This is a genomic window from Tetragenococcus halophilus subsp. halophilus DSM 20339, from assembly GCF_003841405.1.
Taxonomy (GTDB): domain Bacteria; phylum Bacillota; class Bacilli; order Lactobacillales; family Enterococcaceae; genus Tetragenococcus; species Tetragenococcus halophilus.
Genome location: NZ_PXYA01000002.1, coordinates 35,139 through 57,905, shown reverse-complemented (window position 1 = coordinate 57,905; position 22,767 = coordinate 35,139). Strand labels below are relative to the sequence as shown.

General features: G+C 35.8%; 19 protein-coding genes. 14 read left to right on the top strand and 5 right to left on the bottom strand.

What is annotated here, in order from left to right; all coding sequences use genetic code 11:
• The first annotated feature begins 162 nt into the window (after positions 1–162).
• Together C7K42_RS05890 and C7K42_RS05885 are read left to right on the top strand one after the other, a co-directional pair.
• Entirely contained in the window at positions 163–1,575 is a 1,413-nt protein-coding gene (locus C7K42_RS05890; protein WP_103099840.1) for an MFS transporter, read from the top strand.
• A gap of 167 nt (positions 1,576–1,742) precedes the next feature.
• On the top strand, positions 1,743–2,333 hold the full coding sequence (locus C7K42_RS05885; protein WP_103099839.1) for a VanZ family protein: 591 nt from the start codon (positions 1,743–1,745) through the stop codon (positions 2,331–2,333).
• A 69-nt stretch (positions 2,334–2,402) separates the two neighbouring features.
• On the opposite strand, the gene C7K42_RS05880 is transcribed toward C7K42_RS05885, so the two are convergent.
• Complete coding sequence (locus C7K42_RS05880; RefSeq protein ID WP_103099838.1) at positions 2,403–4,325, bottom strand: BglG family transcription antiterminator; 1,923 nt, start codon at positions 4,323–4,325, stop codon at positions 2,403–2,405.
• Between the two features lie 305 nt (positions 4,326–4,630).
• On the opposite strand from C7K42_RS05880, the gene C7K42_RS05875 reads away from it, so the two are divergent.
• From C7K42_RS05875 to C7K42_RS05860, 4 genes are read left to right on the top strand one after another with little or no spacing between them, the layout of a single operon-like run.
• Positions 4,631–5,098 carry a PTS sugar transporter subunit IIA gene (locus C7K42_RS05875; protein ID WP_103099837.1) on the top strand — a complete coding sequence of 156 codons (468 nt, stop codon included), beginning with the start codon at positions 4,631–4,633 and terminating at the stop codon, positions 5,096–5,098.
• Positions 5,095–5,376 carry a PTS sugar transporter subunit IIB gene (locus C7K42_RS05870; RefSeq protein ID WP_103099836.1) on the top strand — a complete coding sequence of 94 codons (282 nt, stop codon included), beginning with the start codon at positions 5,095–5,097 and terminating at the stop codon, positions 5,374–5,376. Before C7K42_RS05875 ends, C7K42_RS05870 begins: the two co-directional genes overlap by 4 nt.
• Positions 5,377–5,427: 51 nt before the next feature.
• Positions 5,428–6,801 (top strand): PTS ascorbate transporter subunit IIC, encoded by a 1,374-nt coding sequence (gene ulaA, locus C7K42_RS05865; protein ID WP_103099835.1) that lies wholly within the window; start codon positions 5,428–5,430, stop codon positions 6,799–6,801.
• The gene (locus C7K42_RS05860; protein ID WP_103099834.1) at positions 6,798–7,511 is read left to right on the top strand and encodes a transaldolase; all 714 of its coding nucleotides are present in this window, start codon (positions 6,798–6,800) and stop codon (positions 7,509–7,511) included. Before ulaA ends, C7K42_RS05860 begins: the two co-directional genes overlap by 4 nt.
• 36 nt (positions 7,512–7,547) lie before the next feature.
• On the opposite strand, the gene C7K42_RS05855 is transcribed toward C7K42_RS05860, so the two are convergent.
• Positions 7,548–8,552 carry a LacI family DNA-binding transcriptional regulator gene (locus C7K42_RS05855; RefSeq protein ID WP_103099833.1) on the bottom strand — a complete coding sequence of 335 codons (1,005 nt, stop codon included), beginning with the start codon at positions 8,550–8,552 and terminating at the stop codon, positions 7,548–7,550.
• A gap of 187 nt (positions 8,553–8,739) precedes the next feature.
• On the opposite strand from C7K42_RS05855, the gene rpe reads away from it, so the two are divergent.
• The 4 genes from rpe (at position 8,740) to C7K42_RS05835 (ending at position 12,355) form a co-directional block, all read left to right on the top strand.
• Positions 8,740–9,390, top strand: coding sequence for a ribulose-phosphate 3-epimerase (gene rpe, locus C7K42_RS05850; RefSeq protein WP_170157602.1), 651 nt, complete (start codon positions 8,740–8,742; stop codon positions 9,388–9,390).
• A 13-nt stretch (positions 9,391–9,403) separates the two neighbouring features.
• On the top strand, positions 9,404–9,847 hold the full coding sequence (rpiB, locus tag C7K42_RS05845) for a ribose 5-phosphate isomerase B (RefSeq protein WP_103099832.1): 444 nt from the start codon (positions 9,404–9,406) through the stop codon (positions 9,845–9,847).
• 176 nt (positions 9,848–10,023) lie between these two features.
• Complete coding sequence (locus C7K42_RS05840) at positions 10,024–10,950, top strand: sugar phosphate isomerase/epimerase family protein (RefSeq protein WP_103099831.1); 927 nt, start codon at positions 10,024–10,026, stop codon at positions 10,948–10,950.
• A 31-nt stretch (positions 10,951–10,981) separates the two neighbouring features.
• Positions 10,982–12,355 (top strand): PTS transporter subunit EIIC, encoded by a 1,374-nt coding sequence (locus tag C7K42_RS05835; RefSeq protein ID WP_103099830.1) that lies wholly within the window; start codon positions 10,982–10,984, stop codon positions 12,353–12,355.
• 282 nt (positions 12,356–12,637) lie between these two features.
• Here the strand turns inward: C7K42_RS05835 and C7K42_RS05830 are convergent, their stop codons facing one another.
• Positions 12,638–13,843 carry an IS256 family transposase gene (locus tag C7K42_RS05830; RefSeq protein ID WP_103099829.1) on the bottom strand — a complete coding sequence of 402 codons (1,206 nt, stop codon included), beginning with the start codon at positions 13,841–13,843 and terminating at the stop codon, positions 12,638–12,640.
• 294 nt (positions 13,844–14,137) lie between these two features.
• Between C7K42_RS05830 and C7K42_RS05825 the strand changes: the two genes are divergently transcribed.
• Complete coding sequence (locus tag C7K42_RS05825; protein WP_103099828.1) at positions 14,138–14,872, top strand: DeoR/GlpR family DNA-binding transcription regulator; 735 nt, start codon at positions 14,138–14,140, stop codon at positions 14,870–14,872.
• Between the two features lie 135 nt (positions 14,873–15,007).
• Here C7K42_RS05825 and C7K42_RS05820 read toward each other — a convergent pair whose 3' ends face one another.
• Entirely contained in the window at positions 15,008–16,447 is a 1,440-nt protein-coding gene (locus C7K42_RS05820; RefSeq protein ID WP_103099827.1) for a 6-phospho-beta-glucosidase, read from the bottom strand.
• Between the two features lie 24 nt (positions 16,448–16,471).
• Positions 16,472–18,403, bottom strand: a complete 1,932-nt coding sequence (locus C7K42_RS05815) for a beta-glucoside-specific PTS transporter subunit IIABC (RefSeq protein ID WP_103099826.1) — start codon at positions 18,401–18,403, stop codon at positions 16,472–16,474.
• A 133-nt stretch (positions 18,404–18,536) separates the two neighbouring features.
• On the opposite strand from C7K42_RS05815, the gene C7K42_RS05810 reads away from it, so the two are divergent.
• From C7K42_RS05810 to ggt, 3 genes are all read left to right on the top strand, one after another.
• Complete coding sequence (locus C7K42_RS05810) at positions 18,537–19,250, top strand: GntR family transcriptional regulator (protein WP_103099825.1); 714 nt, start codon at positions 18,537–18,539, stop codon at positions 19,248–19,250.
• A gap of 569 nt (positions 19,251–19,819) precedes the next feature.
• The gene (locus C7K42_RS05805) at positions 19,820–21,007 is read left to right on the top strand and encodes a hypothetical protein (RefSeq protein WP_103099824.1); all 1,188 of its coding nucleotides are present in this window, start codon (positions 19,820–19,822) and stop codon (positions 21,005–21,007) included.
• Between the two features lie 27 nt (positions 21,008–21,034).
• Positions 21,035–22,648 carry a gamma-glutamyltransferase gene (gene ggt / locus C7K42_RS05800; RefSeq protein ID WP_103099823.1) on the top strand — a complete coding sequence of 538 codons (1,614 nt, stop codon included), beginning with the start codon at positions 21,035–21,037 and terminating at the stop codon, positions 22,646–22,648.
• The last annotated feature ends 119 nt before the right edge of the window (positions 22,649–22,767 follow it).

The window sequence follows — 22,767 nt, the reverse complement described above, 5'->3', positions numbered from 1 at the left end:
TTTTTGAGCAATGTATTGAAATGATTTGGGCTTGGCGATTCTCAATCCGATCTATTCTTTTATTGTAATAAAGAGCAGTGAGATTGATAAAGCATTCGTCAAAAATCAATAACGTTTTTCAAAGATAAAAAGATACATAAGAACGAAAGAAGGAAAGACATTATGGAAAATGAAATTGTTACTAAGCAGACAAAATTAGCAATATTGGCTGTTGCTCTACTTTCTTTTTTAGGAATTTTAGTAGAGACTTCATTAAATGTAACATTTCCAACATTAACGGAAGAATTTAATGTGTCACTAGGAACTATGCAATGGGCGACTTCTGGTTACTTATTGATGGTAACGGTCGTTATGAGCGCATCGGGTCACCTGATTAAAAAGTTTAAAGCACAGCACTTATTTCGTATAGCCGTATTATTTTTCATTACAGGGACAATATTATGCGCAAGCGCTGTTTCATTTCCGATGTTGATGACCGGGCGCTTACTTCAAGCAGTTTCGACAGGATTGTCAACGCCCTTGATGTTTCAGATCATTTTATCCTTAGTTCCTCAAAGTAAGATGGGTGTTTATATGGGAATTGGTAGTATGGTAAACTCCTTTGCACCTGCACTAGGTCCAACCTATGGTGGTCTTTTTACCTCCTTTTTATCATGGCGTGCTATTTTTTTTATAGCAATCCCTATTATTTTAGTGAGTATATGGCTCGGTGGAAGAAACATTCAATTAGAAGCTGTTGGGACCAAACAGCGCTTTGATTGGATAGGGCTTGTTCTTTTATCCTGGGTATTTGTAAGCCTTAGTGTGGCATTTGCAAATGCTGGTAATAATGGATTTTATAGTTTATCTTTTTTTAGTCTTTTAGCTATTTTTATTGTAGGAATTATTGCTTTGTTTGTTCATTATCATTTTTCTGAAAAAAAGATACTAAATTTTTCCCTGCTATTACGACCAATTATTGGTTTACGTTGGTTGAACTTTTTTATTTTGCAGTTTATTAATATAGGTATTTCTTTTGTCTTACCGATTCTTGCACAAGATTATTTAAATACTGAACCATTTATCGCTGGTTTAATTTTACTACCAGGTTCGTTGTTAGGCGCTGCAATTGCTCCTTTAGCAGGGCGTTTGTATGATCGGCGCGGCATATTTTTACCTTTAACGATAGCAAATGTATCTATGTTTTTAGGTTGCTGGCTTTTTTATTTTGGTACCCCAATTTTAAGTATAAGTTCTATGGTCTTAATTTACGTCTTTTTGCGTGTTGGATTTAATTTTGGTTTTGGCAATACATTATCTGATGCTAGTAGACAAGTAACTATAGAAGAAAAGGCAGATATTAACTCTTTGTTTAATACTTTTCAACAATATGCAGGTTCAATTGGTACTAGTGTCTTGTCTGCGATCATTTCTTCCGTTCAGTTACGGCAAGATGCTGCTTCTGGTTTATTAACAGCACAAGGTAGTCAAATTGATTTCGTACTTTTGGTCATTTTAGCGGGTATTGGCTTATTGACAGTATTTATCAGCCAACGTTTAAAAAGAAGATATACTTCTATGAAGTCATCTACTTAAAAGCAAAGTTTTTAGCAGTTGATCTAGACGGTCAGCTGCTTTTTTTATTTTAGATAAGGTTTTCTTTTAAATAAAATGATCAAAAAATTTTAAATTTCATCTACAAATGACGTAATTTTTCAATATTCTGCTACAATACTTCTTGAATCACTAAAAGGAGGTGCTTTATGGCGCGTAGCATCCGCTGTGTTATTGCATTTATTATTTCTACAATTCTAGGTGTAGGAGTCGTACACTATCTTGTTTATCCAACCTTATTACAATATGAACGCTTTGAAAATGTTATGAACCGTTTTGGCTATACGAAAGAAACGCTCATTGTGTTTGTGGTGTTAAGTTGTTGGTTCTTGTACTTACAAATTGAATTTCGCCATTTTTCTATGCTCTATCTTTATTTGTTTTATAGTGTCTATCTCTTTTTACTTTTTGTTGTGCTATTTACCAAGGCACCGGAGTATCATACCTTTAATGGCGATTTATTTGATTTTTTGGTCTGGGATAGAGGGACTCTGATTGAAGCATTCTTAAATTTAGCCTACTTTATTCCATTGGGAGGACTTTATGGTTTAAGAGCCAATTGGCTTGAGTTTATTTTAATTTCATTACTAACAATTACCGGTATTGAAACAATCCAGTATGTCTTTTATATCGGGACTTTTTCAGTTAGTGATATTTTATTGAACTTTTTAGGTTGCCTAGTGGGTTATAGTAGTTGTTTGCTAATAAGAAAATTTTTAACAAAACCTGCCTTTAAATAGCAGTGATGAAAAAAATGCCATAAACATCCTAAAAAAGATGTCTATGGCATTTTTTATGAATTTAAACTTTTATTTACTTATATTTGAAAGGCAATCAATGGGTTCTGAAAATTGGTTAACTTGAGTCATTTTCTTTTGTAACTTTTCATTTTCTACTAAATCCGATAAATAATCAAAAAATGTTTGTAAGCCTTCTTTGTCACTATCTTTTCCTATGATTAAAAAAATAATCTTTACTCTGTTTTCTTTATCCCATTTGATAGCTACTTTAGAGATGCAAACTACAATTTTCGTTTCTTTTACCTGACTATCAATAGCGTGAGGTATCGCGATAAAGGGTGTTATGCTTGTTGGAACGACCCGTTCTCTTGTAATGACTTTTTCAATAAAATTCTTTGTAATGACATGTTTTTTTTCTAAGATATTTCCCAGTGCATGGATTAATTGCTCTCTTTTGTCTATCTCTGTGTTAATAAAAAAGAGTGACGGGTCAAATAATGTATATAGTTCTGAACGTTTTTTATCCTGATCTAAAAGTTGTTGGATTTCTTGTAGCCCTTTTTTTATTTCCATAAAATCAACTTGAACAATAGGTACTTCAGTTTTAGCAAGAGGAATTGTGGAAATGATAAAATCTACTGTCGTACGTTCCTGTAATTGAAATGTTGCAAAAGAAACAGTATCAATAATTTCGATCTGCTCGGGAAAGTTTTTATGCACGATAGCTTCTAACAGACGACTGCTCGAAATTCCTTGACCACAAACAATTAACACTTTTTTTGTTTTCAATTCTTTTTTATTACTACGTTCAATAGCCGCTGCTATATGCAAAGCAATATATCCAATATCATCTTCTGTAAACTGATAATAATGTAAAAATTCATTTTTTGAGATTGCCATAACGGTTAACTCAAAAGCATAGGAGTAATTTCTTTTGATTGCCGGTAATAATGGATTACTTTTAATTGTTAAAATATTTTTTAAAGGTAAGTAGTTGGAAAAGTGGACGATCAAGTCTTTTCTTAATATCTCATCTTCTTGTAAGTTTTCACCAAATGTTTGTCTAATTTCTTTTAGTAATTCCTGAACTAATTTTTCAATTTCTTTTTTATATTGCTTTGAAGATGACTGTTGCTGTAACTCAGTAAAAAAATGTGCGTAAATCCAATTTTTATCGTTTTGAGAAAATGTAAGTTGATGCTTGCTTTCTACCCATGTGATCAGTTGATCCATCGCTTGCTGAATTTTTGGGTCAAATAAAGTTACTTGCGTTAATTCTTCCACTTCATGGTGCTTTTTAATTCGCAAAATAGCGATGGCAATATGCACAACAAAATTCTTTCGATTATAATCTGTAATTTTATACTCGTACGGTGGGAAGAGTTCAATGGTCTTTTGAAAAATTTCTTTTAGATCAATGCCTGCAAAAATTCGCTGCTCTATTATAGAAAATTGTGAAATATAACTATTGAGGTTTCGTTCAATCATTTGTTCAGCGAAACATTGTCGTACATTTATTTCTTGTCCTGTTAGTTTATATCCGATATTTGTCTTAGAAGTGATCACAAGTTCGTAGGATGCAAGTAGTACTTTTAGCTCTTTAAGATAGCCTAATAAGGTGGTTCTTCCTACAAAAATAATGTCACAGAGCTCATCTATTGACAGAAACTTCTCTGCAGTAAGTAACAAATATAAAAGTTGTTTTATTCGATCCTCTGTATTTTCTAAAGAAAAAATAGCAGTTGATGATGCTATGTTGGTCATCTGTTTGAATAATATTCGAACATTTTCTTTATTTTGTAATTGATAACCTAGGCCTCGTAACGTAACGATTTCTGCATTATAATCAACTAACTCGTTATTTAATTCTTTAATATCACTTCTTATGGTACGTTCTGAAACAGCGAAGTATTTGGTTAATTCATTCATAGTACAGATGCTTTCTGTATTAAAACGAAGAAAAAGCTGTTCTAATCGTTTATAAGCAAACATTTTTTCCTCCTTATTGTATTTTCTTAGCACTAAGTATAGAGGAACTAAGAAATTAAACCAAGTAAATAATTTTTATTTTTTATAAAAATGTTATTTTAAAAAGAGAGTTAATTTGTTCTCACTTGATTTGATAACGTTTTCAAACAAAGAGAATAATTTTTACAAAATTAAATAATTATTTGCAAATTCGAAATGGCAACAGGTGAACTAAATAGTTCATTACTTGCCATTTTTTATTGGCAATTGTAACAGTATAAATTGAAATCGCTTTTGTATATAGTAAAGGCAGATAAGGAGGTGTGTAAATGGGAGAAACTGGCGAAGCCTATTTTTCAGAACGATTTCTTCAATTTGTTTCTGAAGTAGATGATTGGCAAGAGGCCATCAGATTAGCGGCACAACCACTGCTTGAAGAAAAAATTATAGAAAATTCTTATATTGATGCTATGATTCAAAACGTTTTGGATATGGGAGATTATATTATTTTAGTTCCTAAGGTGGCTATGCCACATGCGCGTCCTGAAGCAGGAACTTTGGATAATGGGGTGAGCATTTTAAAGTTAGAAAAACCTGTTCAATTTAAGCATGGAGAAGAAGTTTTTCTTATTTTGTGTTTAGCAACAAAAGATAATTCCCATCATTTACGACTTTTACAAAAAGTTTCAGCAATTATTGACGAAGAAGAAAAAGTGGAAAAATTACTTCATTTACGAGATAAAACGGCGTTTCTTACTTTGGCAAATCAATACATACAAGAGGAGGAAGAAGAATGATACGTATATTAACTGTATGTGGAAATGGTATTGGTAGTAGTAATTTATTGGCGATGAAAATTAATCAAGTGGCAAAGAAAAATGGCATTGAGGTAGATGCAAAATCATGTGATCTTAACGCTGCTTCAGGAGAAAATCCGGATCTTTTTGTTACAGTAGCTGAATTTGCAAAACAATTACCGCAAGATAAAAGAATTACGACTGTACGTAGTTATGCAGATAAAAAGAAAATTACTGAAGATATTTTGCCGGTGTTACAAGAGTTAAATGAGGAATAATCGTTTATTTGTTTTAAATAAAAAAATTTAGAAAGGTAAGGGGTTGAAGAAATGGGTTTTTTAGAATTTATAAAAGATATGTTTAGCGAGCCTGCTATATTAATGGGTCTTGTTTCGTTTGTTGGTTTAGTTGCAATGCGCGCCCCAGGTCATAAAGTATTAACAGGTACACTGGGACCTATCTTAGGTTATTTGATGTTATCTGCTGGTGCTGATGTGATCAGTGGCAACTTAGATCCTCTTTCTTTAATGATTGAAGAAGGGTTTAATATTACCGGTGTTGTTCCGAATAACGAGGCAGTAACTTCAGTTGCACAAGAAGTTTTAGGTGTAGAAACCATGACAATTTTAATAGTCGGTTTAGTTGTTAATCTGCTTATTGCTCGTCTTACTCGCTATAAATATGTATTTTTAACAGGGCATCATTCATTTTTTATGGCTTGTTTATTATCAGCGGTATTAGGCGTAATGGGATTTGATGGGATTCTACTAATTCTTGTAGGTGGCTTCTTTCTGGGTGCTTGGAGTGCAATTTCACCAGCAATTGGGCAGAAATTTACTTTACAAGTCACAGATGGAGATGAAGTAGCCATGGGACATTTTGGCTCTGTTGGTTATTATCTTTCTGCTTTAGTCGGTAAATGGGTGGGCAAAGGCTCGCCATCAACTGAAGATATTGAAGTACCTGAGAAATTTGGTTTTTTAAGAAATACGACAATTTCTACAGCATTAACTATGATTGTCTTTTATCTTGGTTCTGCGATTGCTGCTGGTCCTGATTTTGTTTCTACCCTAGCAGATGGCCAGTCTCCTTATCTGTTTGCTATTCTTAGTGGACTAAAATTTGCGGTTGGTGTAAATATTGTCTATGCTGGCGTACGAATGATTTTAGCCGACTTGTTACCGGCCTTTCAGGGAATTGCTGACAAAATTATCCCTAACGCAGTACCAGCCGTTGACTGTGCAGTATTTTTCCCATATGCACAAACTGCTGTTATTATCGGCTTCATCTCAAGTTTTGTAGGCGGGATTATTGGGATGTTAATTCTAGGTGCTGTGGGTGGTGTGCTAATTATTCCTGGCCTAGTTCCTCATTTCTTCTGTGGTGCAACTTCTGGTGTCTACGGCAATTCTACGGGAGGCAGGAGAGGTGCTATTGTAGGATCATTTGTAAATGGATTGCTACTAGCATTTCTTCCAGCGTTATTGTTACCGGTGTTAGGCGACTTAGGTTTTTCTAATGCAACATTTGGCGATCTAGATTTTGGTTGGATTGGTATTTTACTAGGAAAAGTCGGCGGACAATTTGGGACTTTTGGCATCTATGCGATTATGATTATTGTTTTAGTCGTTTTATTCTTACCTAGTATAATCAAGCCTTCTAAAACTGCATTAAACAATATTGAATTGGAGGAAGAAAAATGACGTTTGCAATTGATATTTACTCTGATGGCGCTGTCGTTGAAGATATGGTGAGTATGAAAGAAAAAGGAATTGTCACAGGTTTTACTACAAATCCTAGTTTAATGAAATTAGCTGGAATTACCAATTATCTTTCTTTTGCTAAACAAGCTTTACAAGAGGTAGAAAATTTACCTATTAGCTTTGAAGTTTTTGCAGACGATTTTGAGACTATGGAAAAAGAAGCGGAAAAATTGGCTAGCTTAGCTGAAAATGTGTATGTAAAAATACCAATTACAAATTCATTAGGTGAGTCTTCTATTTCCTTAATTAAAAAGCTATCAGAGAAAAAATTAAAATTAAATATTACAGCGATTATGACGATTGAACAAGTACGACAAACAGTGGATGTATTGTCTGAAGGAACTGAAAATATTGTTTCTGTTTTTGCTGGAAGAGTAGCGGATACGGGTGTTAATCCAGTCCCTTTAATGAAACAAGCATTAGAGATTTGCCGAGAAAAACAAGGGACTAAGTTACTATGGGCTAGTTCAAGAGAAGTTTATAATATTATACAAGCACAAGAGTTAGGTGTAGATATTATTACCGTGACGCCAGCGCTTTTAGGAAAACTTGCGATGTATAAAAAGGATTTAGATGAACTATCACTAGAAACAGTACAAGGGTTCCATAATGATACAAAAGCATTAGGATTTACGATCTTAGATGAATGATGAAAAAGGTGCGATCGCAATAAAGATCGCACCTTTTTATACAGCGCTAGATTGCCGTAATATCAAATGAACAGGTATCATCAGTGTTTGGCCGGTTTCATTGGGATACTGTATCAAATGTAATAAGTGGTTGGCTGCTGTATCTGCAATTTTGCTTGTGTCTTGTTGTACAGAAGATAGCGGAGGTGATGAATAGTTTGTTATAGGGCTATCGTCAAAACCGATCACTTTTATTTGTTCAGGTACTTTATAATTCATAGCATGAAGGATATTTAGCAGTTCTAATGCGATAGTATCATTTGTAGCAAGTATTCCATTTGTTTCAGGATAAGTTGTAAAGAATGTTTGCGTTTGTTCTTTCATTTTAGCGGGTGGATTATCCAAGTAGAGTACATTGGCCTCATTGAAAGTAAAGCTATGTTTATTCAATGCATCTTTAAATCCTGCTAAGCGTGTTTTTGCAGAAGTAGATTTGCGATTTAAAACAGCAAAGATAGGTTGAGTACAGCCAAGCTTGATTAATTGTTCCGTTGCCTCAAAAGCCCCTTGATAGTGGTTGGAAGAAATAAAAGTCGTTTGACTTTTGTCTTTGGGTTCTCGATCAATACATATATAAGGTATTTCTTTTTTTGCCTCTGTGTAATCAAATGAAAATTCTTCCGCGCCGGATATGACAATTAAGCCATCCACGCCCTTGCCTTGTAAGACTTTCAGATAGTCCATTTCTTTTTTTTCATCACGTCCTGTATTGCAAATAATCGTAGAATATCCCTTTTCAAACAGAATAAATTCAATTTTTTGCACAACATCGGCGAAAAAGTAATTGCTTATATCAGGCACTAAGATACCTATTGTATAAGATTTATTTGTTCGTAATGTTTTAGCACTATAATTCATTTCGTAACCTGTTTCTTCAATGACTTTTAAGACTTTTTTTCTGGTCTCTTCAGAAAATCGTCCGTTGTTGTTAATCACTCGAGAAACTGTGGCTACCGAAACACCACTTAGCTCTGCAATATCTTTGACCGAAACTTTTTTCATCAAATTCTTTCCTTTACATTCATATAATAATATTTTAATTTTCCCACAGAATGAAATAGATAGCAATAGTTAAAAGAAAACGTTGACAAAGGGAAAGAAGCATGCTAAATTGATTCTTATAAAAGAAGTAATCGATTACTCATCAGTATGTTGATTGGGTAATCGATAACGCAAAGGAGGAATCGTTTTGGAAAAACTACTTTGTCCCTCGATGATGTGTGCTAATTTTGGCCATCTGGAAAAAGAGACAAAAGCGCTTGATACAGCAGGTATTGATATTTTTCATATGGATTTTATGGATGGACGTTTTGTTCCAAGTTTTGCGATGGGACTGCAAGATTTTGAAGTGATACGTAAGTCTACAAACAAGCTTGTAGATGTTCATTTGATGATACAAGAACCAAGCAAATATATAGAATTATTCGCTAACATGGGTGCAGATATTATTTATGTACATCCGGAAGCAGATCAACAGATTGCCCGTACTTTAGATACAATCAAAAAATATGGAAAAAAAGTCGGCTTAGCAATAAACCCGGGGACTTCAATAGCTGCCATAGAAGAACTTTTACCACTTGTTGATTATGTCATGGTGATGACCGTTAATCCAGGATTTTCCGGACAGAGTTACCTTGATCATGTGAATTCTAAGATTGAAAAATTAGTAAATTTGGGTCAATCACTTCATTTTCAAGTCATGGTAGATGGTGCAATCTCTCCATCCAAAGTGCAAACTTTAAGTAAAAAAGGTGTATCAGGTTTTATCTTAGGGACTTCAGCTATTTTTGGAAAAGATGAAACATATGCCACAATCATTGAAAATCTAAGAAATAATTAGGAGAAATTTTTTTATGAAGTTAGCAATAGGTAGCGATCATGTAGGTTGGGAACTAAAACAAGAAATCAGCGATTATATTCAATCATTAGGACATGAAACGGTCGATTTTGGTGCTTATTCTTCAGAAAGAACAGACTATCCGAAATATGGGAAAAAAGTTGCTGAAGAAGTTGCTTCGGGTCAGTTTGACGGGGGTGTATTAATTTGTGGTACTGGCGTAGGAATTTCTATTTCTGCAAATAAAGTCAAAGGTATTCGTGCTGTCGTTTGTAGTGAACCTTACACCGCTAAACTTTCAAAGCAACATAATAATACAAATATTGTTGCTTTTGGCTCACGTGTAGTAGGTGTTGATTTGGCTAAAATGATTGTCAAAGAATGGCTGGAAGCAAGTTATGAAGGCGGGCGACATGCAAAACGTGTAGATATGATTGACGAAATAGCAAGCAAAGAATAATTGGAAGGAATGTTTCATTTATTTTTGTGTCATTCGAGTAAACGATTACTCAAGTGCCGGAAGATAAGGATTTGATTTTTTTATGATTTTATTTGAAATAAAATGAAATTTAATGGTTGTAAATGATTTGGTTTGATGGTATGCTTAGCTCAACAATTAACAGAGGTGAAATTATTATGAAACTAGCGACACGAATCAATTCATTTTTACCCAAATACGATCATGATCTCAGTCGTGTTTTCAAGCAATTCCATAAATTAGGATTAACACACGTCGATCTAAATTTTCCAGAACACACGAAAGGCTATACTGCAAAAGAAATGAAGGCGTTATTAGAAGAAAATGATTTATGTGCTAATGGTGTTGCCTTAAGATTTAGAGAAGAGTTCATTAGTGGAGAATTAGGAAATCACAATCAAGAGATTTCCGAACAAGCGTTAATCTTGTGCAAAGAAGCAGTGGATTACTGTCGAGAAATCGGAGGAGAAGTCGTTACAATCTGGTTAGGATTTGACGGTTTTGATTATTCTTTTCAGATTAATTATGAGCAAGTTTGGCAACAAATACAGCATTATTTAAGTATTATTGCGGAATACGCTGTAGATATCCAAGTGAGCGTTGAATATAAACCCTTCCAACCTCGTGCTTATGCATTTATCGATAGTTTAGGGTTAGCCTTGACAATGGTTAATGATATCAATAAAGCCAATCTAGGTATTACTTTAGATTATTGTCATATGTTGATGAAACATGAAAATCCAGCTTATGGTGCTAGTATTTTAGGTAGTAGAGGAAAACTTTTCGGGATCCACTTAAATGATGGCTATGGTTTAAATGACGATGGACTGATGATTGGGTCGAATAGTCTGGTAAAAACGGTTGAATTTTTATATTATGCTAAGCTTCATCATTACCAACATGCCATTTATTTTGACACTTTCCCGGTGATCGAAGATCCCGATAAAGAATGTCAGAAAAATATGGATATGATCAAAAAATTAGACGCTGTTATAGAAAAAATAGGAATGGACGAAATTCGAAAAGTAATTGAACAAAATGATGCAATTGCTGTAAGTGAGTTGATTATGAAATTTATTGCGTAAAAATATACACGAAAATAAAGGAGTGGAAAACATGGATTACAAAATAATGGCCAAAGAAATACTTCAAGAGGTGGGAGGAGCGGAAAATATTTCAAATATGACTTATTGTGCAACTCGTTTGCGCTTAAAGTTAAAAGATCAAACGATAGTAGATGACGAAAAGGTAAAAAATATTGAAGGGGTCGTCAATGTTGTCAATAAGGCAGGGCAATACCAGCTGTTAATTGGTACTGAAGTACCAAAGTTATATGATGAATTCGAGGACCTTGTCAAAGGGGATCCTGGCGCTAAAGTAGAAAATGACTCTAGCGAGCAATCCAATGGTATTATAAATAGTATTTTTTCAGCTATTTCAGCGATATTTGCACCTTTGCTACCAGCATTAGCAGGATCTGGGGTTTTACGTGGCTTAGTTATTTTATGTGTACAGTTAGGTCTTTTAAGTGAAGAAAGTGGGACCTATGCGATCTTGAATGTCGCTTCGATGACGGTATTTTATTTCTTGCCTGTTTTGTTAGCGTTTACCTCTGCTAGAAGATTTGGTGCAAGTCCATATATTTCAGCAATTATCGGGGCTTCATTAATTCACCCTGAATTTATTGACTTGATGGGAGATATCGGAAATGGCGCTACCACAGAGTTTTTTAACATTCCTGTAGTATTGATGAACTATAATTCAACCGTAGTTCCGATCATTTTATCTATCTGGGCGTTTTCTTATCTGTACAAATTCTTGGATAATCATGTGACAGAAAACTTAAAGTTAGTTGTTATTCCTTTGGTTTCTATTGCGATTATGGTGCCCTTGACAGTCATTGTTATTGGTCCCATCGGTGTGTATAGCGGTGAATTTATCGCCAACGTTGTTAACTGGTTGATTGAAAGAAGTAGTATTTTAACAGGCGTACTTGTAGGAGGCGGTTGGAGTGTTCTAGTGAGTCTGGGAATTCACTGGGCAGTCAATCCGATTATGATTAATAATATTTCAACCTATGGTTTTGACTATATTGTGCCTTTTACTTTTGCTTGTAACTTTGCAGTGATAGGAACAGCTTTTGGTGTTTATTTCAAAGCTAAAGATAAAAAAATTAGAGGCTTTTCTCTTACCGGCGTAGTAACGATTGCATTATCTGCAATTATCGAACCTACCCTTTTTGGTATGCTAGTTAAAAATAAAAAGCTATTTTTAGCACAAATTATTGGAGGGGCTGTAGGTGGTGCTTACTTAGGCCTTATGAATGTCGTTACTACTGCATTTGTTTTTGGTAGTGTTACAACTTTTCCAGCTTTTGTCAGTGACCAAACCTCAAATTTTGTCCATGCGATGATTGGTCTGGCAATTTCTCTTGTTGTTTCAGCTATATTAGGCTTTATTTTTACTAGTAGAGAAGAAAAATTAGCATAACAAGGTCAAGTCCAAAATCTTGTGTAAAATATCAATGTCATTTATACCTTGATTGTAGAGAGCTGAATCGATGGAAAAAGCTCTTTTGATTTATGGTTTAAATCCTTCACGAGACTATTTGAAAGATCAGGCAGTGAAGCAGATTTGACAACGAATCTATTCAGGCATGGTGATCTTGGGCGGCTTCTCCGGTTCTTCAACCTAAGAACAGGCGCCCATTTCGCTTATCGCGAATACCATGCCTTCATTCATTGTCAAATCGTTTCTCGTTTCTTTCCAGGATCAGTCAGTGAAAGATGTTTCTTCTTCATCTACAATAGGTCCTTTCAAAAAGGGCTTGGGCCCTTTTTGCCATTCTTCTTGAATGTCCATTAAAACGGCGCCAATCAAACGTTCCGCAGAAACGCTATTAGGGAAAATAGAAACGACCTTTTCTCGACGTCGAATTTCACGATTTAAGCGTTCCAGAGAATTGGTTGTCCGTAAAGAGATGTGATAATCTTCGGGTTCACTTAAATATTGGAGGCCATCCCAAAAGCCTTGGTCTAATTGAGCCAATACCGCTTCATAACGAGTATCTTCTTGAACGTATTCCTCAAACTTCTGGCGAGCTTCCTTAGCTTCTTGTAACGTACTGGATCGAAAGATTTTCTTCAAATATTGTCGCGTACCAGCACTGTTTTTCTTGGGCATTTGGTCGATCATATTTCGTAAGAAATGGACCGTACAGCGTTGCCAAGCAGTTCCTGTAAAAATTTCTTGAACCGCCTTTTTTAGACCAGCGTGGGCGTCAGAGATGATCAAACGAGGTTGCGTTAAACCACGTTCCCGCAATTCTTGAAAAAATTGTTTCCAGCTCGCGTAGGATTCTTCCTCACTTACTTTAAACCCTAGAATTTCTCGTCGATTTTTCTGGTTCACTCCTTGGGCAATATACACGCCCTTACTGACCACGTGATGATTTTCTCGAACTTTGATATACATCGCATCGACATAGACATAGCGAAAGGAACTATAGGTTAAAGAACGTGATTTAAAAGCTTCAATTTCCGGATCTAGTCGTTTCATTGTATTGGAAACAAACGATTTGGAAACCGATTCGCCACATAACTCTTCGACAATACGCGTGACTTTTTTTGTGGACACACCATTGATGACAGCTTCCATTAAACTTAAGACGAAGGCTTGATCTTTACGTTGATATTGTTCAAAAACTTGCGTGGAAAACTCTCCTGATCGTGTACGCGGAATTTTCAAACGAAGCTTTCCTACAGCTAAGGTAAAGTTACGTTCATAGTAGCCGTTACGATAATCCAAACGCTGGTCATTACGTTCGTAATTTTGCGCTTGAATAAATTCGTCTCTTTCTACTTCCATATAAGCATTAAGAACAGTGACAGCTAAAGATTTCATCATCATATTCATGTCACTTTGCATGATTGCCTCTGTTAATTCTTCGAAATTTATATTAATATTAAGTTGGGTCATATCCATCTTCCTTTCTAATGTTTTCGGCTAAATAACATTGTAACAGAGATGGATATGATCTCTTTTCTTTTTACACAATTATATGGAAACAACTCATAATAACCTTTTTAGAAAGGAAAAAGCAATGAACAGTGAGCTAACCCCTGGAAGTTAGATATTGGTTCTAATATTTTGGGGGAAGCTTTATAAATCTGTTCATTGTTTTTTATTGTTCAATAAGAAAGTTACTTGCTTTATTTTGAATTTATTGAGCAATTCGGTATACTATAAGCAGATAGTTACGGGGGTAATAAGATGATTCCTTATGAAAGACAAGCCAAAATAATGAAACTATTAGAGACCAACACACTGCTTAAAATCGAAGACTTGAAAGAAAAACTAACGGGTGTTTCTATTTCCACTTTAAGAAGAGACTTAAAGGAATTAGAAAAAGAAAATAAAGTACAGTTACTTACCGGAGGCGCCGTTAAATTAAATTCAAGCATTAGCGAGTTGCCTATACAAATGAAGTCTACTTTTTATGTAGAAGAAAAAAATCATATCGCTGATTTAGCTGTAGCACAGGTCAATGACGAGGATATGATATATATTGATTCCGGCTCAACTTGTACGATTTTATTAGAAAAAATGATTCATAAAAATGTGCATATCGTTACTTCAAATACGAGTATTTTTAATGTCTTCAGTCAAGCAACCGCTAGGGTTACGGTCCTAGGAGGAGAATATAATCCAGCCATTTCTTCTTTAAGTGGGAACTTAACGGAAATGAATATAGGCCATTTTATCTTTGATAAAGCTTTTTTAGGAGGAAATGGTATAGATGTGGCGTATGGTGTGACAACGCCTGACCTAAAAGAAGCAGTAAAGAAAAGTACGATTATTAAACATGCTAAACAGAGCTTTTTACTATGTGATAGTTCGAAGTTTCATCAAGTAGCTAATGTGAAATCTTTTGACCTGGATGCTGTTACGCTAATTTCTGATAAGGGTGATGATCAATTAGAAGAGCAGATGACTGTTATTGTTTAAGAAACTTTTCTAATTGATCATCATAACTGTCTTTTCAAAAGTTACTTATAATTTTGCACATTTTGCAAGTTCGATTGGATTAAAGAAAAAAACTTCGATAAAATCAATTAGATTTTATCGAAGTTTTTTTGAATACTAATCTAAATTTTCTCCATTTGTTTCAATGACTTGTTTATACCAATCAAACGAATCTTTTTTAGACCGTTCCATGGTGCCGTTACCTTCGTTGTCACGATCGACATAAATCATCCCATAACGTTTTTTCATTTCGCCCGTTGTAAAAGAAACAATATCGATAATCCCCCAAGGTGTATACCCCATGAGTTCTACACCATCATAATCAACAGCTTTGGTCATTTCTTGTATGTGTTGGCGAAGGTAATCGATGCGTTCAGGGTCGTGAATACTGCCGTCTTCTTCTACAGTATCAACAGCGCCGAAGCCATTTTCTACAATGAATAGCGGTACTTGATATCTATCCCAGAAACGATTGAGCGTGTAACGTAAACCGACAGGATCAATCGCCCAGCCCCAATCACTGACAGAAAGATAAGGATTGTCTACTTGATAAGGGATTTTTCCATGAATATTTTCGTCCTCATTTTCCCCGGTATTGATATCAACGACATTTGACATATAATAACTAAAACCTAAGTAATCAACTTTCCCATTGGCTAAAATTTCGTCATCGCCAGCTAAAATAGGAATATTTAATCCATCGCGTTGAAATTCTTTTAGGGCATAATTTGGATATTTGCCTCGTACTTGTACGTCTGGGAAGAAATAACGTAAATGCATGGATTCTTCTGCTAACATGACATTATTAGGATCAGCATTTAAAGGATAAATCGGCACATGGGAGACCATGGCTCCAATTTGGAAGTTCGGATTAATTTCTTTTCCTTTAGCTACCGCTAGAGCACTTGCGATTAATGTGTGATGTGCTGCTGTATACATGACTTCTTTTGGATTTTCGCCTTCTTTCACTTGTACGCCTACATTGGTCCACAAGAATATCGGGTTGGTGTAATCCATCATGTTATTGATTTCGTTAAAAGTCATCCAATATTTCACTTTATCTTTGTAGCGTTTAAAGACAACTTCAGCAAAGCGAACAAATAGGTCTACCACTTTACGATTGCGAAAACCACCATAATTTTTTGCAAGCTTTAGTGGCATTTCGAAATGAGTGAGTGTAACGACTGGTTCAATGCCATATTTTAAACATTCATCAAACAGATCATCATAAAATTGCAAGCCAGCTTCGTTAGGTTCAGCGTCATCTCCATTGGGGAAAATGCGCGTCCAGTTAATCGAAGTTCGGAATGCTTTTAGCCCCATTTCAGCAAAAAGTTGGACATCTTCTTTATAGTGATGATAAAAATCAATGGCTTCATGGTTAGGATAAAATTTGTCTTCTTCAATCGTATCTGTAATTTCTCTGCGTTTGTTTGGACCGCCGACAGTCATGACATCCGCAACGCTAGGGCCTTTGCCATCTTGATCCCAGCCACCTTCGATTTGGTGGGCGGCAACTGCGCCGCCCCATAGAAAGTCTTTTGGTAATTTACTCATAATGAAATTCCTCCTGAAAAATTTTTATTTTACTACAGTGATAATCGTGTCATTTGGTTCGACGTGACGTGATTTTTCACTAGCCACTTGTTTGAAACTATCAGTATTTGTCACAATGACCGGTGATACTACAGAATAGCCCGCTTGTTGGATAGCTTCAACATCGAAGTTAACTAGCGTCTCGCCTTGTTTGACTTCTTGGCCTTCTGCTACAGAGCTTGAAAAATGTTCTCCGTTTAATTGTACTGTGTCCATTCCAATATGAATTAATAGCTCAATGCCATTTTCATCTGTTAAACCAATGGCATGTTTTGTAGGGAAAAAGGACGAAATTTTACTATCAAATGGCGCGACTAATGTGCCGTCTGTAGGTAAAATCGCCGCACCTTTACCCATAGCGCCGGAAGAAAATACTTCATCTTCTACTTCAGTCAATGGAACTAATTCCCCGCTAAGAGGCGACTGAATTTGAATTTGCGTACCTTCAACAAGTTCTTCTTTATCACTAGCTTCTTGTTCTGCTTCAATTTCTTCTGTAGTTTCTGATGTTGTAGCGTTTGTTGATTCTGTCGTGGTAGAAGCATCGGCCTCTTTTCCTAAACCGAAAATAAAGGTCAAAATAGTTCCAACAACAAAGGAAACAGCGATACTAAATACGTATTGTGGAATAGGTCCATAAGCTGGAATCGTTAGTACACTGTTAAATGCATAGCTATACATTTCAGCGCCAAAGAATCCTACAAGGCCACCACCAGCAGCTCCGGAAACAATTAAAATAGGAATTAAACGACGATAACGTAAAATGAAACCATATAAAATAGGTTCAGTAACGCCAGCAACAATTCCTGAAACCGTTCCAGCAAGAGATAAGGAACTTAAATCTTTATTTTTGCGGTAACGCAAGAAAATACCAAAGGCAATGCCCATCTGTGCAAAAGTCGCACCTGCTGCCATAGCGTTTAATGGGTCTCCACCGCGAGCTAAGTTGTCAAGCTGGATAGGTGTAATTCCCCAGTGTACGCCCAACACGACAAGAAATGGCCAAACTGAAGCAAAAACAATACCAGTCAATATAGAGGATAAATCAAGTAAAGCAACTAATCCGTTGGCAATTGCTTGACTTAGATATTGTGAGAATGGTCCAAAAATTAAAGCGGTTAAGGGTACCATAATTAAAATTCCCATCATAGGTACAAAGAATAACTGAATAGTATCTGGAGAATATTTCTTAAAGAATCGTTCGATAGGCGCATAAAAAGCCATTGCAACTAACATGGGAAAAACTGTTTGTGTATAGTCTGAAATAATTAAGGGAATGCCCATAAAATCTAAACTTTGACTTGCATCCATTAATGAAGCAAAGGTTGGTTCTAATAAGCCTGCACCGATAACGCCACCAACATAGGGATTAACTTTTAAGAACTTTGCAGCCGATATTCCGATAAAGACGGGGAAGAAATAAAATAATCCATTAGAGGCTGCATCTAATACAGCATAGGTAGAACTTTCTTCACTTAACCAGCCTGCCATTGTAAGGACAGCCAAAAGCGCTTTTATCATCCCTGAACCTGCTAAGGCTGGAATTAGTGGAGAAAATGTCCCTGAAATATATTCAAAAACAATAGCGATTGGGTTTTTGGATCGGACCGATTGTTTGATTTCCTCTGCACTTTTTTCCTCATCAGCATCACTTGATTCACCAGCTTGGATATTATATTGATCCATAATTTCTTGGTAGACTTTAGCCACGTGGTTACCAATAACAACTTGATATTGGCCACCGCTTTCAACTGCGGTTAAAACGCCAGGATGATCTTTTAGTGCTTTTTCATCCACTTTACTTGTATCTCTTAATTTAAATCGTAAACGTGTCGCACAATGGACGAGGGAATCAACATTTTCTTGTCCACCGATGTGCTCTACAATAAATGTAGCGGTTTCTTTATTATTTGCCATGTTTTGCACTCCTTTAATTTTTTAACATAATCGAGTTTAACCGTATGGGTATAATTTGTCAATGCCCATATAGTATAGAAAGCCTTTGAAAATTATGATACAATATAAAAAAATACGGGAAAGGGACCCTGAGATGCCAAAGTATAAAGACATTGCTCGAAAGTTGATTCGAAAAATTGACTCCGATGATATGAAGCAAGGAGACAAATTAGCAAGTATTGAAGAATTAATGAAATATTTTGATGTAGGAAAAAATACTATCATTCAAGTGTTAACGCTATTGGAAAGACAAGGGTATATTTATCAGGTAAGAGGTAGTGGCAACTTTGTAAGAAAACACCGCCGACACGGTTATATCAATCTTTTAGAAGCCAATGGTTTTAAAAGTACGTTGCAAGGCTTTCGTTTAGGTTCCGAAATGCTAGATTTAAAAGTGATCAAGCCCACAACAGAAGTGATGGCTAATTTGGATATCTCAGAAGATGAAGATGTCTATTATGTGAAGCGATTACGTTCAATCGAAGGAAGGAAGTTCGCTATTGAGAAATCTTTTTATGTAAAAGATATTGTCCCTTATTTAAATCAAGAAATCGTAGAAGATTCTATCTTTCGTTACCTTATAGAGGATTTAAAACTTAAGCCAGGTTTTACGGATCATTTCTTTCGCGTAGGGAAATTAAACAAAGAAAACGCAGCATTATTAAACTTGAAAATAGGCGACCCTGCTGCCTTTTTAGAGTCTATCTATTATTTGGAAAATGGGCGACCTTTTGATTATTCGAAAATCCTTTATCACTATGAAGAAGCGCAGTTTTTCATACAAGGGGCAAGCAATACGGAGTTTTGAGTTAATTGAATTTTTTTGAAACTAACTTAAAAAAAAGAAAAATGGCTAAAAATTTGAAGTTTACTTCAAATTTCCTTAGAAGTGGTTTGTTTTATTTTCGAGATGCCACTGATAGTTTATGAATTGGAGGCACCTCAAAGGAGATACCTCCAATAGTTTTTAAATTGGAGGCATCTCGAAAAAGATACCACCAATAATTCGCAGATTGGAGGGACATCAGAGAAGTTACCTCCAATAATTGCGAATTGAGTATAACGCGCAAAATTTTTTATTAGAAGAAAGTGAAAATTAGCTAGATAGAAATATTAAAATTAAGTAAGAGTCTATTTGTGATTAAGTCGTCAAAAATAGACTTATTTTTTGTTTTAAGAGGTAATTGTACATCCTGTTGTTGCGCAAATGATGCTGTTGTTAATGCTTTTTCATATTTTTGTTAATTTTCAGCAAATTGACTATTGTCAGAAAATTAAAAAGCAGTTATACTCATCGTTATAACTCATTTTTTAATTTAAGCTATGATAGCAATTAAAAAATGACAAATAATAAGTTACATCCTAGGAGGGGGCTTTATGGAAGAGATTTTCCAAAACAGTTATTTTTACTTTTTTCTTGTTATGTTGGTTTACGGGATTGGCGACGTTCTCGGTGTTTTAACAAAAGCGAAAGTGTCTTCAGTTTTTGTTGTGATGCTTACTTTTTTGATTCTGTTTATGACAGACGTTTTTCCGGCCGATATTATTGATCAAGCAGGTTTATCATCTATGGCAGATATGGCTGTGGGTATGTTGATTTTTCATATGGGGACGACAATTAATTTAAAACAATTGATCAGCGAATGGCGCACCGTAGTAACCGCGTTAATATCCATGGTGGTTGTTGCTCTGGCAGTATTTGTACTGATCCCATTCATTGGATATGAAAATGCCATTGTTACGATCCCTGTGTTAAACGGAGGAATTATTTCCACACAAATTATGAGCGAAGCAGCAAGTAATGCTAACTTAGCTGTTCCAGCCGCGTTAGCAGCAATTCTTTATGCGGTGAAAAAATTTGCTGGCTCTTATCCTGCTTCGATGTTTGGTGTAAAAGAAGCGAACAACATTTTAGAAAAATACCGCTCGAATCCTGAAGATCCAATGTTTTCAATGATAAGTAACGAAACAGAAAAAGATAATAAAGGATTTGCGATTCAAAAGCAAAAATATTTTACCGATTTCGTATGTATTATGGTCGCAACCTTTTTTTCCTGGGTAGCAGTAACATTGGAAACCTTGATCCCACAAGTAAATATGTCTATTTGGGCCCTTATTTTAGGTGCGATTATGGGCTATTATAATCTTGTTCCCGCTCGAATTTTAGATAAAGGGAGAGCTTCAGGAATTATTTCCATGTTAACCTATGCCGTGATTATTCCTTCCTTAGCGAACATTGATTTTGCACAGTTGTCATCTTTAGCTTTCCAAATTATTGTCATCTTAGCAGTTACTATTATCGCTTTAATCATTTGTTTCTACATTCTACCGGGATACAAAATTATTGGTTCAAAACCTCTAGCTACAGGGGTTAGTTTGGCACAATATCTCGGCTTTCCAGCCACTTATCTTATTTCAAAAGAAGTAGCTAAAGCCGTAACAGAAGATCCTGACGAACAAGAAATTGTCTTAAATCGCATTATGCCTAGTTATGTGGTGGGTAGTATGACCACTGTGACCGTATTTTCGATTGTAATTGCGGGAATCATGGTCAACTTTATTTAATATAACTGTAGAAAGGAATTTAACTTTATGAAATTTGATCCATATATGTATCGTTATCCGTCACGACGTAACTTAGTGTTTGGAAAAAATGGCGTTGTCGCAAGTGCAAGTCCTTTAGCCTCACAAGCAGGTTTAGATATTCTGAAAAAAGGAGGCAATGCCATTGATGCAGCCGTGGCAACAGCGACCGCGTTAACGGTTGTCGAACCTTCAGGAAATGGTATTGGCGGCGATTGTTTTGCTATCATTTGGTATGAGGGGAAGATTTATGGAATAAACGCCAGCGGTTTTGCTCCAGAAAATATTTCTCGCGAAGAATTATTAGAAAAAGGAGAAGAAATCTCTTTATACGGCTTAGACTCTGTCACCGTTCCAGGAGCGCCCGGTGGTTGGGCTGCTTTATCAGAGCGTTTTGGAAATTTATCTTTAAGTGAAACGGTTGAACCTGCTGCGACGATAGCAGAAGAAGGATTTCCTGTAGCGGCGAATGTCGCTGCTTTATGGAAAAGATATTATGGCATTTATTCGGCTCAATTAGAAAAATATCCTGTTTTAAAAACTTGGTTTGATACTTATTGTCCTGATGGACGTCCGTTAAAAGCAGGAGAGCTGTTTAAAGCCCCCAATCACGCCAAAACCCTTCGTGAGATTGGCAGAACAAACGCCGAAAGTTTTTATAAAGGAGAAATTGCGGAGGCTATCGATGCTTTTTCCAGAGAAAATGGAGGCTATTTACGCAAAGAAGACCTAGCGAAATACCAACCCGAGTGGGTGAAACCTCTGTCGACAAATTATAAAGGTTATGATGTATGGCAATTGCCGCCTAATGGTATCGGTGTGATTGTTTTGATGGCACTAAATAACCTTGAACAAATGGAGTTGCAAGGAAAAGATGATGTGGAAACCTATCATGCACAAATTGAAGCTTTAAAATTAGCTTTTGAGGATGGATTAGAATTTATCGGCGATCCATTAGTTGAAGGGCTCAATGTTGATTTAGAGCAGTTGCTTTCAAAAAAATGGGCGAAAGAACGTACGTCTCAAATTACAGAAGAAGCTATGGATCCAAAACCTGGAAAGATACCTTCAAGTGGTACGGTTTATTTTAATGTTGCTGACAAAGATGGCAATATGGTTTCTTTCATCCAAAGTTGTTATACAGGTTTTGGCTCTGGTGCTGTTGTTCCCGATTACGGCATCAGCTTGCACAATCGTGGCAATCAGTTTTCTTTAAAGAAAGATCATCCGAATGAAATCAAACCAGGAAAACGTCCTTATCATACGATTATTCCAGGTTTCTTATCACAAGATGGCAAAGCCGTCGGACCCTTTGGTGTGATGGGTGGACCACTGCAGCCGCAAGCTCATATGCAAGTGGTAAGTAGTATGGTTGATTTTCATCTCAATCCACAAGAAGCCATAGATGCGCCGCGTTGGCAATGGACAAGTGGAAAATCTGTTCAGCTCGAACCTTCTTTTCCTTTCCATATTGCCGAAGCGTTAAAACGACGAGGACATAATATTCAATTACTCAATGAAACAATTATGATTGGACGAGGGCAAATCATCTTACAACAAGACGACGGTGTCTATGTTGCCGCCACTGAAGGACGTACCGATGGGTATATTGCTGTGTGGTGATTGCGTTGCAGAAAGCTTGAATTAGTAATTAACATATGCAGAAATCGAAGAGGGAAACAATTTCTTTCTTCGGTTTTTTATATTGGAAGTAACTTCCAATATAAAATAAAATGGTTCGA